Origin of the sequence: Actinomadura decatromicini (assembly GCF_008121305.1) — a bacterium.
In the GTDB taxonomy this organism is placed as follows: Bacteria; Actinomycetota; Actinomycetes; order Streptosporangiales; family Streptosporangiaceae; genus Spirillospora; species Spirillospora syzygii.
Window position 1 is genome coordinate 88,613 of record NZ_VSRQ01000015.1, and the last position, 16,281, is coordinate 104,893.

Annotated in this window: 12 protein-coding genes; 7 read left to right on the top strand and 5 right to left on the bottom strand. The window is 72.1% G+C overall.

Annotation, left to right across the window (positions count from 1 at the left end; genetic code table 11):
* Positions 1-36 precede the first annotated feature (36 nt).
* Both FXF68_RS41535 and gltX read left to right on the top strand, forming a co-directional pair.
* Positions 37-615, top strand: coding sequence for a TIGR03086 family metal-binding protein (locus FXF68_RS41535; protein ID WP_148768329.1), 579 nt, complete (start codon positions 37-39; stop codon positions 613-615).
* Positions 616-672: 57 nt separating this feature from the next.
* Positions 673-2,073: a glutamate--tRNA ligase gene (gene gltX, locus FXF68_RS41540; RefSeq protein ID WP_148768330.1), complete on the top strand. Its 1,401-nt coding sequence runs from the start codon at positions 673-675 to the stop codon at positions 2,071-2,073.
* 19 nt (positions 2,074-2,092) lie between these two features.
* Here the strand turns inward: gltX and FXF68_RS41545 are convergent, their stop codons facing one another.
* Positions 2,093-2,740, bottom strand: a complete 648-nt coding sequence (locus FXF68_RS41545; RefSeq protein ID WP_148768331.1) for a response regulator — start codon at positions 2,738-2,740, stop codon at positions 2,093-2,095.
* Between the two features lie 84 nt (positions 2,741-2,824).
* Positions 2,825-7,123, bottom strand: a complete 4,299-nt coding sequence (locus FXF68_RS41550) for a hybrid sensor histidine kinase/response regulator (protein ID WP_148768332.1) — start codon at positions 7,121-7,123, stop codon at positions 2,825-2,827.
* A 331-nt stretch (positions 7,124-7,454) separates the two neighbouring features.
* On the opposite strand from FXF68_RS41550, the gene FXF68_RS41555 reads away from it, so the two are divergent.
* The 3 genes from FXF68_RS41555 to FXF68_RS41565 all read left to right on the top strand — a co-directional run bounded on the left by FXF68_RS41555 (position 7,455) and on the right by FXF68_RS41565 (position 10,594).
* Positions 7,455-9,740 (top strand): SpoIIE family protein phosphatase, encoded by a 2,286-nt coding sequence (locus FXF68_RS41555; RefSeq protein WP_246179239.1) that lies wholly within the window; start codon positions 7,455-7,457, stop codon positions 9,738-9,740.
* Positions 9,741-9,771: 31 nt separating this feature from the next.
* The gene (locus FXF68_RS41560) at positions 9,772-10,107 is read left to right on the top strand and encodes an STAS domain-containing protein (protein ID WP_067891924.1); all 336 of its coding nucleotides are present in this window, start codon (positions 9,772-9,774) and stop codon (positions 10,105-10,107) included.
* A 118-nt stretch (positions 10,108-10,225) separates the two neighbouring features.
* Positions 10,226-10,594 carry an ATP-binding protein gene (locus tag FXF68_RS41565; RefSeq protein ID WP_246179241.1) on the top strand — a complete coding sequence of 123 codons (369 nt, stop codon included), beginning with the start codon at positions 10,226-10,228 and terminating at the stop codon, positions 10,592-10,594.
* Positions 10,595-10,706: 112 nt separating this feature from the next.
* Here FXF68_RS41565 and FXF68_RS41570 read toward each other — a convergent pair whose 3' ends face one another.
* Complete coding sequence (locus FXF68_RS41570; protein ID WP_148768334.1) at positions 10,707-12,053, bottom strand: class II 3-deoxy-7-phosphoheptulonate synthase; 1,347 nt, start codon at positions 12,051-12,053, stop codon at positions 10,707-10,709.
* Between the two features lie 249 nt (positions 12,054-12,302).
* Positions 12,303-13,307 carry a sigma-70 family RNA polymerase sigma factor gene (locus FXF68_RS41575; RefSeq protein WP_246179243.1) on the bottom strand — a complete coding sequence of 335 codons (1,005 nt, stop codon included), beginning with the start codon at positions 13,305-13,307 and terminating at the stop codon, positions 12,303-12,305.
* Positions 13,308-13,436: 129 nt separating this feature from the next.
* On the opposite strand from FXF68_RS41575, the gene trxA reads away from it, so the two are divergent.
* Positions 13,437-13,790, top strand: a complete 354-nt coding sequence (gene trxA / locus FXF68_RS41580; protein WP_067891943.1) for a thioredoxin — start codon at positions 13,437-13,439, stop codon at positions 13,788-13,790.
* A 129-nt stretch (positions 13,791-13,919) separates the two neighbouring features.
* Positions 13,920-14,771, top strand: coding sequence for a putative RNA methyltransferase (locus tag FXF68_RS41585; RefSeq protein ID WP_246179244.1), 852 nt, complete (start codon positions 13,920-13,922; stop codon positions 14,769-14,771).
* Between the two features lie 18 nt (positions 14,772-14,789).
* On the opposite strand, the gene FXF68_RS41590 is transcribed toward FXF68_RS41585, so the two are convergent.
* Positions 14,790-15,473, bottom strand: coding sequence for a hypothetical protein (locus FXF68_RS41590; RefSeq protein ID WP_246179246.1), 684 nt, complete (start codon positions 15,471-15,473; stop codon positions 14,790-14,792).
* Between the last annotated feature and the right edge of the window lie 808 nt (positions 15,474-16,281).

The window sequence follows — 16,281 nt, forward strand, 5'->3', positions numbered from 1 at the left end:
GACGACGTGTTCGAACGGATGAGCGAGGAAAGCGTGATGGATATCCGGACTCAGATGGTCCCCGCCGCCGAGGCCGCGGCGAAGATCGTCCTGGAGACGCCGGAGGAGCGGCTGGACGCGCCGACCCCGTGCGCCGACTGGGACGTGCGCGCCCTGGTCAACCACCTGATCGTCTGGTCCGCCCGGGGCGAGACGGCCGCGCGCAGGCAGCCGCCCGCCGGGCCGGGGGAGGACCACGACTTCACCGCCGAGCCCGGCTGGGCGGAGCGGTACGCCGACCAGGCCCGCCGGACCGCCGAGGCGTGGCAGGACCCGGCGGCGTGGGAGGGCAACACCAGCCTGACCGGCAACAAGGAGGGCATGCCCGCCCCGTTCATCGCCGGGATCCTCTTCGGGGAGTGCGTCGTGCACGGCTGGGACCTCGCCGTCGCCACCGGCCGCGAGCCGTCCTTCCCGCCCGCCGTCGTGGAGGCGGCGTGGGAGCAGATCGTCCCGGCGGCGGAGATGAGCCGCCAGTACGGCGTGTTCGGGCCCGAGGTGCCGGTGCCCGCCGACGCGCCGCTGCTCGACCGCGTCCTCGGCATGGCGGGCCGCGACCCGCGCTGGAAGCCGTAGCGGGCCCCGCGCGGGTCCCGGCGCGAGCGGGGGCCCGCGCGTTCTACCCTTGGGGGCATGTCTTCGAGCTCTTCGATCCGCGTCCGGTTCGCCCCGTCCCCGACCGGCATGTTCCATGTCGGCGGCGCCCGCTCGGCGCTGTTCAACTGGGTGATGGCCGTGCAGTCCGGCGGGACGCTCGTGCTCCGGATCGAGGACACCGACGCCTCCCGCAACAGCCCCGAATGGACCGAGGGCATCATCCGCGCCCTCGCCTGGCTCGGCATCGACGGCGAGCAGTACGAGGGCCCCTACTTCCAGTCCGCGAACGCCGACCGGCACGCCGAGGCCGTCCGGACGCTCAAGGACGCGGGCCGCGCCTACTACTGCGACTGCACCCGCGAGGCCGTCATCGCCCGCACCGGCGACCAGCACAAGGGCTACGACGGCTTCTGCCGCGACCGCGGCCTGGAGCCCGGCCCCGGCCGCGCCCTCCGCTTCCGCACCCCCGACGACGGCCAGACCACCGTCGTCGACCTGCTGCGCGGCAAGCCGGTGTTCGAGAACGCCGTCCTTGAGGACTTCGTCATCGCCCGCGCGGACGGGTCCGTCACGTTCCTGCTGGCCAACGTGGTCGACGACATGACCCAGGGCATCACGCACGTGGTACGCGCCGAGGAGCACCTGTCGAACGCGCCCAAGCAGCAGCTCCTCTGGGAGGCGCTCGGCGCGGAGCCGCCCGTCTGGGCGCACGTGCCCGTCGTCGTCAACGAGAAGCGGCAGAAGCTGTCCAAGCGCCGCGACAAGGTCGCGCTGGAGGACTACCAGGCCGAGGGCTACCTCGCCGAGGCCATGCGCAACTACCTGATGCTGCTCGGCTGGGCCCCGTCCGGCGACCGCGAGATCGTCCCGTGGGACGTGGTCGTCGAGGAGTTCCGCATCGAGGACGTCAACACCTCGCCCGCGTTCTTCGACGAGAAGAAGCTCCGCGCGTTCAACGGCGAGTACATCCGCGCCCTGCCGGTGGAGAAGTTCATCGCCGAATGCCTGCCGTTCCTGGAGCGGGCCCCGTTCGACGTCGACGTCGCCGTGTTCGCCGAGCTGGCGCCGCTGGCGCAGACCCGGGTGGCGCTGCTGTCGGAGATCGTCCCGATGATCGACTTCGTGTTCCTGGACGAGCCGCCGTCCGACGAGCAGTCCTGGAACAAGGCGATGAAGGGCCCCGCCGCCGAGATCCTCGCCGCCGCCGAGGCCGCCTACCTCGACGCCCCCTGGCACGCCGACGAGCTGAAGGAGCGGCTGGAGCGCATCGGCGCCGAGCACGGGCTCAAGCTCGGCAAGACGCAGGCGCCCGTCCGGGTGGCCGTCACCGGCCGCACCGTCGGCCTCCCGCTGTTCGAGTCGCTGGAGATCCTCGGCCGCGACCGTACCCTCGCCCGCATCGCCACCGCCCGCGCGCGCCTCGCGCAGCGGGGCTGACCTCGCGCAGCGGGGCCGATCAGGACGCCGCCGGGTCCTCGCCGTCGAGGGCCCGGCGCAGTTCGGCCAGGCGGCGGTCCAGCTCGGCGAAGTCGTCGCGCAGCGTGATGGGGACGCGCTTGCCGACCAGCTCCGCCTGCTCCTCCAGCGAGACCAGCCGGTCGGTGATCCGCCGGCCGGCCTGCGGGTCGTCCAGCGGACGCCCCCGCAGCAGCGTCGCCTGCTCGCGGAGGAGCGCCGCCTGCTCGCGCAGCAGGTTCGTCTGGTCGCGGAGCTGCTTGTTCTTGTTGTGCAGCTCCACGAACACTGACACCTTCGCGCGCAGCACCCACGGGTCGAACGGCTTGGAGATGAAGTCGACCGCGCCCGCCGCGTACCCGCGGAACGCGTAGTCGGGGTCGCTGTTCACCGCGGTCAGGAAGATGATCGGCAGGTCGCGGGTCTTCTTGCGGCGCTTGATGTCGCGGGCCGTCTCGAACCCGTCCATTCCCGGCATGACGACGTCCAGCAGGATGACCGCGTACTCGTCGGTGAGGAGCGCCTTCAGCGCCTCCTCACCGGACCGGGCCCGGACGAGATCCTGATCGAGCGAGCTGAGGATCGCCTCCAGCGCGATCAGGTTCTCCTCCCGGTCGTCCACGAGCAGGATCTTGGCCTTGTCGTCCACGCGCCCTCTCTCCGATCCGGTCCCCGCCGCCGCCGACCGCGCCGGCGCGCACGGCGGCCCCCGCCTGCCAGGCGACTCCTCTCCTCAGCGGACGATGGAGGGTTGCAGCCAGTTCCTCATGACGTCAAGAAGATGGTCCACGTCGACCGGCTTCGGCACATAGTCCGACGCGCCGGACTCCAGGCTCCGCTCCCGGTCGCCCCGCATCACCTTCGCCGTGATCACGATAATGGGCAGCTCGGCGAACTGCGGCATCTCCCGGATCGCGGCCGTCGTGGCGTAGCCGTCGAGACCCGGCATCATCACGTCCATCAGGACGATCGCGACGTCCGGGTTGCGGTGCAGGACGTCGATCCCGGCCTGCCCGTCCTCGGCGTACAGGACCTCCATCCCGTACCCCTCCAGGACGCTGGTCAGCGCGAACACGTTCCGGACGTCGTCGTCGACGATCAGCACCTTGCGGCCCGACAGGACGGTGTCGAGGAAGTCGGCGGGCGGCTCCTCAAGCAGGCCGTTCAGCGCGGCGTCCCCTTCGCCCGGCCGCTCTCCGCCGGGCGGGCGCTGCTCGGCCGGCAGCCCGTTCTCCCCGGCCGGCGCGGACACGCCCCCGGGCAGCGCGTGCGGCCCGCCGCCGTTCCCGGGCATCCCGGCGCCCTGCCCCGCGCCGGGCATGGGCGGCACGACCGGCACGCCGTCCGGCGAGGTCGCCTCGTCCGGCGCCGCGGCCCGCCGCCGTCCGTCGCGCTCGCTGTACTGCGCGGGCAGGTACAGCGTGAACACGCTGCCCTGGCCCGGCCTGCTCTCGGCGTGGATCTCCCCGCCGAGCAGCCGCGCGATGTTCCGGCTGATCGACAGGCCGAGCCCGGTGCCGCCGTAGCGGCGGCTGGTCGTCCCGTCGGCCTGCTGGAACGGCTCGAAGATCTCCTGCAGCTTGTCCGCGCTGACCCCGATGCCGGTGTCGATTACCCGGAACGCGATGACGTCCGGGGTGTTCCACAGCGCGGGCAGCGCGAAGTCGATGTCGCCCGCCCGCTCGATCACGAGCCGCACCTCGCCCTCCGCGGTGAACTTCACCGCGTTGGACAGCAGGTTCCGCAGCACCTGCTGCAGCCGCTGCTCGTCGGTGTGCAGCGTGGACGGGACGTCCTGCGCGACCTCCACGCCGAACTGGAGCCCCTTGTCGACCGACAGCGGCCGGAACGTCGCCTCGACGTAGTCGACCAGCGCCGACACCGCGATCCGCTGCGGATGCGCCTCCATCTTCCCGGCCTCGACCTTCGCCAGGTCGAGGATGTCGTTGATCAGCTCCAGCAGGTCGGTGCCGGAGTCGTGGATCGTCTGGGAGAACTCGACCTGCTTGCCGGTGAGGTTGCCCTCCTGGTTCTCCGACAGCAGCTTCGCCAGCACGAGCAGGCTGTTCAGCGGCGTGCGCAGCTCGTGCGACATGTTCGCCAGGAACTCCGACTTGTACCGGGACGAGATCGCGAGCTGCTCGGCGCGCTCCTCCAGGGTCCGCCGGGCCTGCTCGATCTGGAAGTTCTGGATCTCGATCGCGCGGTTCTGCTGGGCCAGCAGCGCCGCCTTCTCCTCCAGCTCGGTGTTGGAGTGCCGCAGCTCGCCCTGCTGGCGCTGCAGCTCGTCCGACCGCTCCTGGAGCTCCTGCGCGAGCCGCTGCGACTCGCCGAGCAGCTGCTCGGTGCGGGTGTTCGCGCGGATCGCGTTCAGCGTCACCCCGATCGTCTCGATGAGCTGGCTGAAGAACGCCAGGTGGACGTCGGTGAACCGGCCGAAGGAGGCCAGCTCGATCGCGCCGAGCACCTCGTCCTCGAACACGATCGGCAGCACGATGATGTTGACCGGGGACGCCTCGCCGAGCCCCGAGCCGATCTTCACGTAGTCGGCGGGCGCGTCCGCGATCAGCAGCGGGCGCCGCTCCTGCGCCGCCTGCCCGACCAGGCCCTCGCCGAGCGCGAACCGGACCTCGCCGGACCCGCCGCCGCGGCCCGCCCGGCCGCGCGCCGTCCCGTACCCGGCGATCAGCGCGAGCTCCGTCTCGTCGCCGACGCTCTCCGCCAGGTAGAACGCGCCGTACTGGGCGCTCGCGGTCGGGGTCAGCTCCCGCATGATCAACTCCGCGACCTGCATGAGGTCGCGGTGGCCCTGCATGAGCCCGCCGATCCGCGCGAGGTTGGTCTTGAGCCAGTCCTGCTCCTCGTTGGCGCGGGTCGTCTCGCGCAGCGTCGCGACCATCAGGTTCACGTTGTCGGACAGCTCCGCGACCTCGCCGCGCGCCTCCACGGTGATCGTCCGGGTCAGGTCGCCGGTGGCGACCGCGCTCGCCACCTCGCCGATCGCGCGGACCTGCGTGGTCAGGTTCCCGGCCAGCTCATTGACGCTCTCGGTCAGCCGCTTCCAGGTGCCGGACACGCCCTCGACCTCGGCCTGGCCGCCGAGCCGTCCCTCGATGCCGACCTCCCGCGCCACCCGCGTCACCTCGGACGCGAACGACGACAGCGTGTCGACCATCTTGTTCAGCGTCGTCTTCAGCTCCAGGATCTCGCCCTGCGCGTTGACGTCGATCCGGCGCGTCAGGTCGCCGTGCGCGACCGCCGTCGCGACCTGCGCGATGTTGCGGACCTGGTAGGTCAGGTTGGACGCCATCCCGTTGACGTTGTCGGTCAGGTCCTTCCACATGCCGCCCGCGCCCGGCACGCGCGCCTGGCCGCCGAGGCGGCCCTCGGTGCCGACCTCGCGGGCGACGCGGCTGACCTCGTCCGCGAAGGCCGACAGCGTGTCGACCATGGTGTTCAGGGTGTCCTTCAACTGGAGGATCTCGCCCTGCGCGTCCACCTCGATCTTGCGGGTCAGGTCGCCCTTGGCGACCGCCGTCGTCACCTGGGCGATCCCGCGGACCTGGGACGTCAGGTTGTTCGCCATCGAGTTGACGTTGTCGGTCAGGTCCTTCCAGACGCCGCCCGCGCCGGGGACGATCGCCTGCCCGCCGAGCCGCCCCTCGGTGCCGACCTCCCGGGCGACACGCGTGACCTCGGACGCGAACGCCGACAGCGTGTCGACCATCGCGTTCACGGTGTCCTTGAGCTCCAGGATCTCGCCCTGCGCGTCGACCGTGATCTTCTTGCCCAGGTCGCCCTCGGCGACCGCCGTCGTCACCTGCGCGATGTTCCGCACCTGGAACGTCAGGTTGGACGCCATGCCGTTGACGTTGTTGGTCAGGTCCTTCCACACGCCGCTCACGCCGGGCACCCGGGCCTGGCCGCCGAGCCGTCCCTCCGTGCCGACCTCGCGGGCGACGCGGGTCACCTCGTCGGCGAACGCGGACAGCGTGTCGACCATCGTGTTCACCGTGTCCTTGAGCTGGGCGATCTCGCCCTGCGCGTCCACGGTGATCTTCTTGGCCAGGTCGCCCTCGGCGACCGCCGTCGTGACCTGCGCGATGCCGCGCACCTGGTAGGTCAGGTTGTCGGCCATCGCGTTGACGTTGTCGGTCAGGTTCTTCCAGACGCCGCTGACGCCCGGGACGTTCGCCTGCCCGCCGAGCTGCCCCTCGGTGCCGACCTCGCGGGCGACGCGGGTCACCTCGTCGGCGAACGCCGACAGCTGGTCGACCATGGTGTTCACGGTGAGCTTCAGCTCCTGCAGCTCGCCGGTCGCCTCCACCGTCACCTTGCGGGTCAGGTCGCCCTTCGCGACCGCCGTGGTGACCTCCGCGATGTCGCGGACCTGGGACGTCAGCCGGGACGCCATCACGTTCACCGACGCGGTGACGTCCCGCCAGCGGCCCGTCATGCCGCGCGCCGGGGCCTGGCCGCCGAGCCGCCCCTCGGTGCCGACCTCGCGGGCGAACTGGGTGACCTCCCAGGTGAACTGGTCGAGCAGCTCCACCATGCCGTTCACCGACTTCGCCATGCGCAGCAGCTCGCCGCGCATCGGCCTTCCGCGCACCCGCAGCTCGACCCGCTGGCTCAGGTCGCCCGCCGCCACCGCCTCGACGACCTGGCTCATGCCGGTCGCGAGGTCGGTCAGCTTGTCGATGATGGCGTTGGAGTCCTCCACGGCCGTGGCCCAGGTGCCGCGCAGCGTGCCCGGCGTCAGCCGGCCCCGCAGCTGCCCCTCCCGGCCGATCTCGCGCCGCACCCGGGACAGCCCGGACGACAGCTCGTCGGCGTTCTGCCGGATCTCCTCCAGGACCGCCGCGGCCTCCGCCACGGCGCCCTCGCCCGGCACCTTCAGCTCCGTCCTCGCCTTGCCGTCCCGGACGGCGATGAGCGCCTTCAGCAGCGGTTCGAGGTCGGCGTCGCTGTAGCGGGGGGCGGTGTCGCGGTACCCGCCGCCGGAGCGGGCGCGAGTCGCGGTACGCGGCATGCTCTCAATCCTCCTGGCCCGCGGTCGTCGAGGGTCCGGCCGCCGCCGGGCGTCCCGGGCGGCGGGGCATCCGGACGGCGCGGACTCCTGGCTCTGGCCTCTACTCCCGGCCGCCCCCAACTCTACGTCGCCGGGCCGCCGTGGAGTCCGTTCCGGCCCAGCCTGTGAACGGGCGGTCATGCCGTGGATCCGCCCTTGTAGTCTTCGTGTTACGGTCTGTCGTGCCGCGGCGGGGTCCCCCGCCCGGGGCTTCCGCACCCGGATCCCCGCCTCGCGTGGCCGGGCGGACGCCCGGTCTGTCACGATGGCCGGAACCGGGTAACGAAAGAGCTTGAGCGAAGGGCGACTCTTGGATCGGCAGACGGCGTCGGCGACGTTCCCGTCCGCCGCGGCGGCGGTGGCGGACGCGCGCCGGTTCGTCCGCAAGGTCCTCGCCGACTGGGGCCTGGACGACGTCGCGGACGACGCCGTCCTCGCCACCAGCGAGCTCGCCACCAACGCGATCGCCTACGCCGGGACGTCCTTCGAGGTGTCCTGCCACCTGGAGGCGGGCGACGTCCGGGTCGAGGTCCGCGACCGGCACCCCACCCGCGGCATCGAGATGCCGGGGGTCACCGCGTCCAGCGGGCGCGGGCTGCCGTCGATCGCGCGGCTCGCCGAGTCCTGGGGGGTGTCCTACGACCGCCGCACCAAGGGCGTCTGGTTCCGGCTGGCCCGGCCCGGCGCGGCGAACGGCGCGACCCCGTCCGCGCCGCCCGGATCGTACGAGGAGGAGCCCGCGGGCGAGCGGCCCTCGTCCGCCGCCCGGAGCGAAGCGCGGCGCGAGGCCGCCCGCGACCGCGCCCTGGAGCGCGCGGGACGCGACGCGGCGGCCGAGCGCGACGGCGCGGGCCCCGCGCGGGACGGCAGGATCGGCGAGGGCGTCGGGGAGGTCCCCGTCGCGGGTGACCGGCTGCTGCGTTCCCCCGCCGCCCTGGAGTCCATGGAGGACGGCGTCGTCACCGTCCGCGAGGTGCTCGGCGCGGACGGCGCGGCCGTGCTGCTGACCGAGCGCGACGGCCGCCTGGTCATGGGCGCGTCCGCCGGGACCGCCGCGGAGCTGCCGCTCGGCGAGCTGTCCATCGCCGGGCTCGGCCCCGCGGCCCGCACCGGCGCGCCCTGGGTCGCCGCCGACGCGTCCGACCCGGCGGCGACGGCGTTGAAGGCGCGGTCCCTGGCCGCGGCGCCGCTGGAGTCGCAGGGCCGCCTCACCGGGCTGGTCGTCGCGGTCTCGTCCGCATCCGGCCGTTTCGCCGAGGCCGACGGCGTCCGGCTCGGCCGCCTGGCGGACGAGATGTCGCTCTCCCTGGAGAAGGCCAGGGTCGGCGAGTTGGAACGGTCCTGGCGCGGTTGGCTCAGCTTCGTCGCCGAGGCCAGCGACCTCCTCGCGGGCACGCTCGACCAGGAGCGGACGATGGCGCTCGTCGCCCAGCTCGTCGTGCCCCGCCTCGCCACCTGGTGCGCCGTCTACACCGTCACCGAGGCCGAGCCCGACCGGCTCGCCTACGTCTGGCACGCCGACGAGAACCGCGCCGACGGGCTCCGCGAGCTGCTCGAACAGGCGGGCGCCGCCCCGCCGGTGGACGTCCCCGGACCGTGGAACGGGTTCGCCGCCGCCCCGGCCGACGTCCGCGCCGCCGCCGGCGACACCGCCGCCGACCAGGTCTACGCCTTCCCGCTGGTCGCCCGCGGGCGCCGCATCGGCACCATCGTCATCGGCCGCCCGGCGGGCGACCGCTTCCCGCGCAGCGCGGTCGAGCTGGCCGAGGAGCTCAGCCGCCGCGCCGCCCTCGCCGTCGACAACGCGCGGCTGTTCTCCGCGCAGACCGCCATGAGCAGCGCGCTCCAGCGCAGCCTGCTGCCGCCCGGCATCCCCGAGATCCCGGGCCTGGAGGTCGCCGTCGTCTACGAGCCGGCGGGGGAGGGCAGCGAGGTCGGCGGCGACTTCTACGACGTCTTCGAGAGCGGGCAGCGGCCCGGCGGGGCCGCGCCCGCGTCCCGCTGGCGGTTCGCGATCGGCGACGTGTGCGGCACCGGCCCGGAGGCCGCGGCCGTGACCGGCCTCGCCCGCCACGCGCTCCGCATCCTCGCCGCCGAGGACATGTCCGTCCCCGCCGTGCTCGGCCGCCTCAACCGGCTCATCCTCGGCGAGGGGGAGCGGGGGCGCCTGCTCACCCTCCTGCACGGCGAGATCGCGGCGCGGCGCCGCCGCGACGGCGTGACGATCAGTCTGACCAGTGCGGGCCACCCGCCCCCGCTGGTGCTCGACCCCGACGGTGAGGTACGGGAGGTCGCGTCGCCGCAGCCGCTGCTCGGCGTGTTCGACGGCGTCGAGTTCCACACCGACACCGTCGAGCTGCGCCGCGGCGAGGTCCTGCTGTGCGTGACCGACGGCGTCACCGAGCGGCGTTCCGGACACCGGCTGCTCGGCGACGGGCGCGGCCTCGAACGCCTCCTCGCCGACTGCACGGGGCTGAGCGCGGGCGCCGTCGCCGCGCGCATCCAGCGAGCCGTGCGGGACTTCGGCCCGGAGCCGTCAAACGACGACGTTGCCCTCATCGTTCTGCGGGCGTCATGATGGAGACCAACAATCGGTAAGGTGGGGTGGCGTGGGGCTTGCCTTGCACACGACACGACAGGACGGCCGCGCGACGATCGCCGCGCGCGGCTCCATAGACCTGCACTCCTCCGACGAGCTGCGGTCCCGGTTGACCGAGCTGGTGGACGCCGGTGAGCGGGCGGTCGTCGTCGACCTCACGGCCGTCGACTTCTGCGACTCCTCCGGTCTGAACGTCCTCGTCCGGGCGTACAAGCACGCGCGTGCGCAGAACGCCACGCTCACCGTCACCGGCGCCTACGGCCGGGTCGAGAACGTGCTGCGCACCACCGGCCTCGACCGGTTCCTGATCGACGATCCCGAGGAGACCCCGGCCGAGGGACGCTGAGGCCCCGGATGACCGGCAGTGAAGCGAGGATCTCCGGGGCTCCCGGGCGGTCCGGCGACGGCCTCTCCGAAAGGTAGGGCACGATGAAGAACGGCGAGCGGGCGGAGTGACCGACCCCATGACCGAGACCACCCTGCGCGCGGCCCCCCAGACCGAGGCGGTCGAGTACGCGCGGCGCCTCGCCGCCCGCACGATGCGCACCTGGGCCCTGATGGACCGCGAGGAGCTCGTCACGGCGATCGTGGCCGAGCTGGTCGCGAACGCCGTCCGGCACGCGGGCACCGCGCTCGAACTGCGGCTGCTGCGCGGGGCCGGACGCATCCGGGTCGAGGTCCGCGACCGCGCCGCCCAACTGCCGCGGCTGACCGTCCCCGGCCCGCTGGACGAGTCGCACCGCGGCCTGTTCATCGTCGACCGGTTCGCCAACTCCTGGGGCGCCGACCCGGTCACCGGAGGCAAGGTCGTCTGGGCAGAGGTCGATATCTGACCGGGTCCGGACGTCGCTTCGCGCGCCTGGAACGTAACGTTTTGGAAGATCTCCTGTGGGAGCGCGTCCACCCCGGCGGCCCCGGGCGCGCGGCCCGGGACCGTGCGGGCGGTCAGACCGACTTGCGGTACAGCTCGGCCACCAGGAACGCGAGGTCGAGCGACTGCCCGCGGTTGAGGCGCGGGTCGCACGCCGTCTCGTAGCGCTGGTGCAGGTCGCCCTCGGCGAGGCCCTCCGCGCCGCCGACGCACTCGGTGACGTCGTCGCCGGTGAACTCGATGTGGATGCCGCCGGGGTGCGTGCCGAGCGCGCGGTGGACCTCGAAGAAGCCGGCGACCTCGTCCAGGACGTCGTCCAGCCGCCGGGTCTTGTGCCCGCTCGGCGCCTCGAACGTGTTGCCGTGCATCGGGTCGCACACCCACGCCACCGGGGCGCCGCTCTGGTGCACCTTCTCGATCAGCGGGGGCAGCGCCTCCCTGATCTTGCCCGCGCCCATCCGGGTGACGAACGTCAGCCGCCCCGGCTCCTCCTCGGGGTTCAGCCGCTTCATCAGCGCCAGCGCGTCGTCGGCGGACGTCCCCGGGCCGAGCTTCACCCCGATCGGGTTGCGGATGTGCCGCAGGAACTCCACGTGCGCGCCGTCGAGCTGCCGGGTGCGCTCGCCGATCCACAGGAAGTGCGCCGACACGTCGTACGGCAGGCCGCTGAGGCTGTCGATGCGGGTCAGCGCCCGCTCGTACTCCAGCAGCAGCGCCTCGTGGCTGGAGTAGAACTCCACGCCGTGGAACTCGTCCGGGCTCACCCCGCACGCCTTCATGAACGTCAGCGCCCGGTCGATCTCGCCCGCCAGCCGCTCGTAGCGGCGGCCGGCCTTGCTGTGGGCCACGAAGTCCTGGTTCCAGGCGTGGACCTGCCGGAGGTCGGCGTAGCCGCCCTTGGTGAAGGCCCGGCACAGGTTCAGCGTCACGGCCGAGCAGTGGTACGCCTTCAGCAGCCGGTGCGGGTCGTTCCGGCGGGACTCCGCGTCGAAGTCGAGGCCGTTCACCGCGTCGCCCCGGTAGGCGGGCAGCTCAAGGTCGCCCCGCACCTCGACGGGCTTGGACCGCGGCTTCGCGTACTGCCCGGCCATCCGGCCGATCTTCACCACCGGCACGCTGGCGGCGTAGGTGAGCACGACCGCCATCTGCAGGAGCGTCTTCAGCTTGTTCTTCACCGCGTCGGCGTTCGCGCCGGTGAAGGTCTCGGCGCAGTCGCCGCCCTGCAGGACGAACGCCTCGCCGCGCGCGACGTCGGCGAGCTGGGCCTTGAGCTGGTCGCACTCGCCGGCGAAGACCAGCGGCGGCTGGGCGGCCAGTTCGGCGGCGACGGCCCGAAGCTCGTCCGGGTCGTCCCAATCGGGCTGCTGCAGGGCGGGGAGCTCGCGCCAGGCGTCGAGATCCCCGGTGGCGGAGGTACTCACGGTGAAAAGGCTATGGCACTCCCGGCCCTGCCTGCCGCCGCGCGGGTCTGAGTGGGCGCGGTCAGGATCCGGGCCGGACGCGCGAAACGGGCGGCCTCGCCGGTGGGGCCGCCCGTTTCCATGGTCATGGGACGGAAGAGCCGAAAGCTCGTTCTCGGGCCAACTAACGTCATCCGCGGCATTTCCGGACATGCTGGATCGCGCTCGCGGACGGGCCGCGCCGGGGCGTGGCGCGCCGGGCCGCGCCCGTCAGGCGGCGCGGCTTCCGGCGGTGGCGCGCACCGGTTCCGGCGCCGCGCCGCCCGCCACCGTCCGGCGGCCGCTCAGGTCGGCCTCGCTCGCGAGCTGCCGCAGCCGCCGCAGCGACCGGTCGGTGATCTGCCTGACCCGGTTGTGGCTCAGGCCGTACCGGGCGCCGATCTGCGCGTACGAGAGCGGCTGGCCGCTGTCCATCCCGAACCGGGCCCGCAGGATCGCGGACTCGCGCTCGGGCAGCCGGTCGAGCAGCCGCGCGAGGCCCTCGATGTCGTCCAGCGCGAGGATCTCGGCCTCCGGGGTGACGGCGTCCGGATCCTCCAGCAGGTCGCCCATCGGCGTCTCGCCGGCGTCGTCGACCGTCGCGTCCAGGCTGGCCGGGTCGCGCCGCCAGCGCAGCAGCTCGTCGACGTGCTCGACGTCCGCGCCGAGCACGCCCGCGAGCTCGTCCCGGGACGGCTCCCGGCCCAGCTCACGGCCGAGCTGGCGCTCCGCGCGGCGCAGCCGCGACAGCTCCTCCTCGACGTGGACCGGCAGCCTGATCGTGCGGGCCGTGTGGCTCAGCCCGCGGCCGATCGCCTGCCTGATCCACCATGTGGCGTACGTGGAGAACTTGAACCCGCGCCGGTAGTCGAACTTCTCCACCGCGCGCATCAGGCCCAGGTTCCCCTCCTGGATGAGGTCTATCAGGGGCAACGAGTCGGTCGGGTACTTCCGGGCGATCGAGACCACCAGCCGCAGGTTCGCCTCGACGAAGCGCTGTTTGGCGCGCAGCCCCGCCGCGGCGACCTCCTCCAGCTCCTCGCGGGACACGCCCTCGGGCACGTCGTCCTCGTCGAGCAACTGTTCGGCGTACAGGCCCCCCTCGATCGCCTTGGCCAGATCGACCTCCTCCTGCGCGTCGAGCAGGGGGGTGCGGCCGATCCGGTCCAGGTACGCCCCGACAAGGTCCTTGTCGGGGACTTCGACCCTGTCGCCCTTGGTACGGGTTGCAGCCATCCTGACCCTTCTCCGGTGCGATCTCCCTAAGAGGAGAACGCTAATTACCGCTCTGTGATTCCCGGGCGGGAATACTGCGAGGCTGTTAGCCGCTCTACGCTCTGATACCCCGACTGAGGAGAAACCGACATGGCGACGGTCACGCTTACCGCGGAGAACTTCGATCAGGTCGCGCAGTCCGACGGCATCGTGCTGGTCGACTTCTGGGCGGACTGGTGCGGCCCGTGCAAGCGCTTCGCGCCCGTGTACGAGCGGTCGGCCGGGAAGCACGACGACATCACGTTCGGCAAGGTCGACACCGACGCCGAGCCGGAGCTGTCGGAGCGGTTCGGGATCAGGTCGATCCCGACCCTGATGGCGATCCGCGACGGCATGATCGTCTTCGCCGAGCCGGGGGCGCTGCCCGAGCCGGTGCTGGAGAACGTGATCGAGCAGGTCCGCGGCCTCGACATGGAGGACGTCCGGCGCCGCGCGCAGGGCTGACACCGGACCAGGACGGCGCAACGCCCGAATCATCCGGTTGCCCGCCCGTGACGTCGGGACGGCGCGGCGACGGCGCGGGGGCGGCGTGACGGCAAAGAAGCGCGCGGTACGGCCCCCGGGACGTCCAGCATGGTCGATGATGGACGGGTGCTCGCCGATGTCGTCCGTCACCTGGTGTGCCCCGTCTGCGGAGCGGACCTCGAACACGCCGACCGCCGACTCCGCTGCCCGGGCGGGCATACCTTCGACATCGCGCGCCAGGGGTACGCGAACCTCCTGCCCGGCAACGCCCGTCCGGGGACGGCCGACACCTCCGAAATGGTGCGCGCCAGGGAAGAGTTCCTGAGCGCCGGGCACTTCGCCGCGCCCGCCGACCGGCTCGCTTGGAGCGTTTCGATGGCCGGGCCGTCCTTCGTCCTCGACGCGGGCGCCGGAACCGGCCACTACCTGAGCGCGGCGCTCGACCGCTCCCCGGACGCCATCGGCCTTGCCCTCGACATCTCCAAGCACGCCGCGCGCCGCGCCGCCAAGGCCCATCCGCGCGCCGGAGCCGTCGTCGCCGATCTGTGGCGCCCGCTCCCGGTGCGGGACGGCGCCGCCGACGCCGTGATGAACGTCTTCGCGCCGCGCAACGCCGCCGAGTTCCACCGCGTACTCCGCGACGACGGGTTGCTGTTCACGGTGACACCGTCCCAACGGCACCTGGGCCCGCTCGTGGACGCGCTGGGCCTGCTGTCGATCGACAAGCGCAAGACCGAACGCATGGACGCCGCACTCGCCGGATACTTCAAGCTGGACTCGCGCCAGGAGCTGGAGACCGAGGCCGTCCTCTCCCACGACGAAATCACCACGCTGGTGGGGATGGGGCCGAGCGCGCATCACGTCCCCGTAGAACAGCTCAGTGAGCGGCTGGTAGAGCTAGCCGACCCGCTCCCAGTGCCGCTGGCATTCGTGCTGTCCACCTACAGGCGGCTTGAGTAGGCGCGGACGCACATTCCGCTAGGTGAGGACAAGCATTACCTGCGGAACCTCCCCAGGTCGGATGGTCTCCTCCAGGCCGTGGACGCCGTGGGTCGCGAAACTGAACGACGCCGACACCGCATACACGATGCCGCTTAGCAGGACGCGCTGGAGCGCCTGTCCCGCGCGAAGCCATTCCATGGGCGAATCGCCGAACGTCGTCAACACGGCACGCTGACCGGACGTCCCTTCCGTTGAAGACAACATGTGCAACGCGGCCCCTTCGAGCCGCGCTGCCTCACCCAGCACCTTGAGCACGTGACCGGACGGTGCCGTCGCCTCCTCGGTAGGGCCTGCGCGGAAGGGCTTGAGAGTGGCGGCGTAGAGGAGCCGTTCCTCGGGGATGGTCCGATGACGTCCGGCAAGCCTCACCGACGCGAGCACCGAAGGACGTGCCGCGTCCGGCAGCAACCGGACCACGGCCTCATGTCCCAGTTGGGCTGCCGCCAGGCGCAGGTTGACGAGCGCGGCGCCGCTGCTGATCCGCAGACCACGCCCTACGGGGTCGCGGGACGGCCGGAACCGGACCGGATCGGCACGCAGCTCGATCACACCGGGTGCCACCGTGAATCGCCAGGCGTGCAGGTGGTGGATTGTCGGCCCCATCGTCGCGGCGACCACGAGACGCTCCGCCGGGGCGCGAATCGCGACGGACACGTTCACGGGACGTCCTCCAGACCATGGCGAGACTGCGCTGGCGGGAGCCGCCGCAGAACCGCGAAGTCGAGCTCCGCGGGCCGTGCGGTCCGCGCACCGTATCCCACGGTCACCCACGCCACCTAGCAGGTGAACAAGGAGGTCAGCAGGCGTCGTACCCGTGAGGGGGGACGGGGAGGCGGCTCGCGCCGCCCGCACGACGATTTGCCTCTACCGGCGGGGCCCTCTAGTCTCCTGGTGCGCCAAGGGATGCAGGACGCCACCGTGCGGCCGGCCCTCAGGACGCCGGGTCCTCTGAAAGATGGTTCGGGTTCCGCCCAGACTGGTGTAAGATGGCTCGCACAGCCCAAAACCGGGATGCAGGACGCCGCGAGGTGGCCGGCCCGCAGGGCGCCCCCTACGAATCGATCTTCACGGGTCTTCTTTGGCTTGTGGTGGTGTCGTGAGGTTGGGGTTCTGGCAGGTCCCTCGTCCGTCGAAAAGATCTTCCTGGATCTTCTTGACAACGGGGACGGGTCGGGTAAGTTAGAAGGGTTGCCCCGGAGCCGGGGCCCGTGGGAGCGGGTGGTCGGCGCGGTGGGTGTCCGTTTCTTGAGAACTCAACAGCGTGTTAAAAGCCAGTGCCTTTATACGGCCAGGCCGGGTTTCCTGGTTTGGTCGTCCCCGTGGCCACTCCTTGTGGGTGGCGGGGATTTCTTTGAGGCAATGCACGGCCCTCTACGAGGGGTCGTGCCTGCCGGGATTTATTTCCTGAGGTTTGGCCGTTCAGGGTTCGCCCCTTGTTCGGTCGTTGTGCCTTGATGGAGAGTTTGAT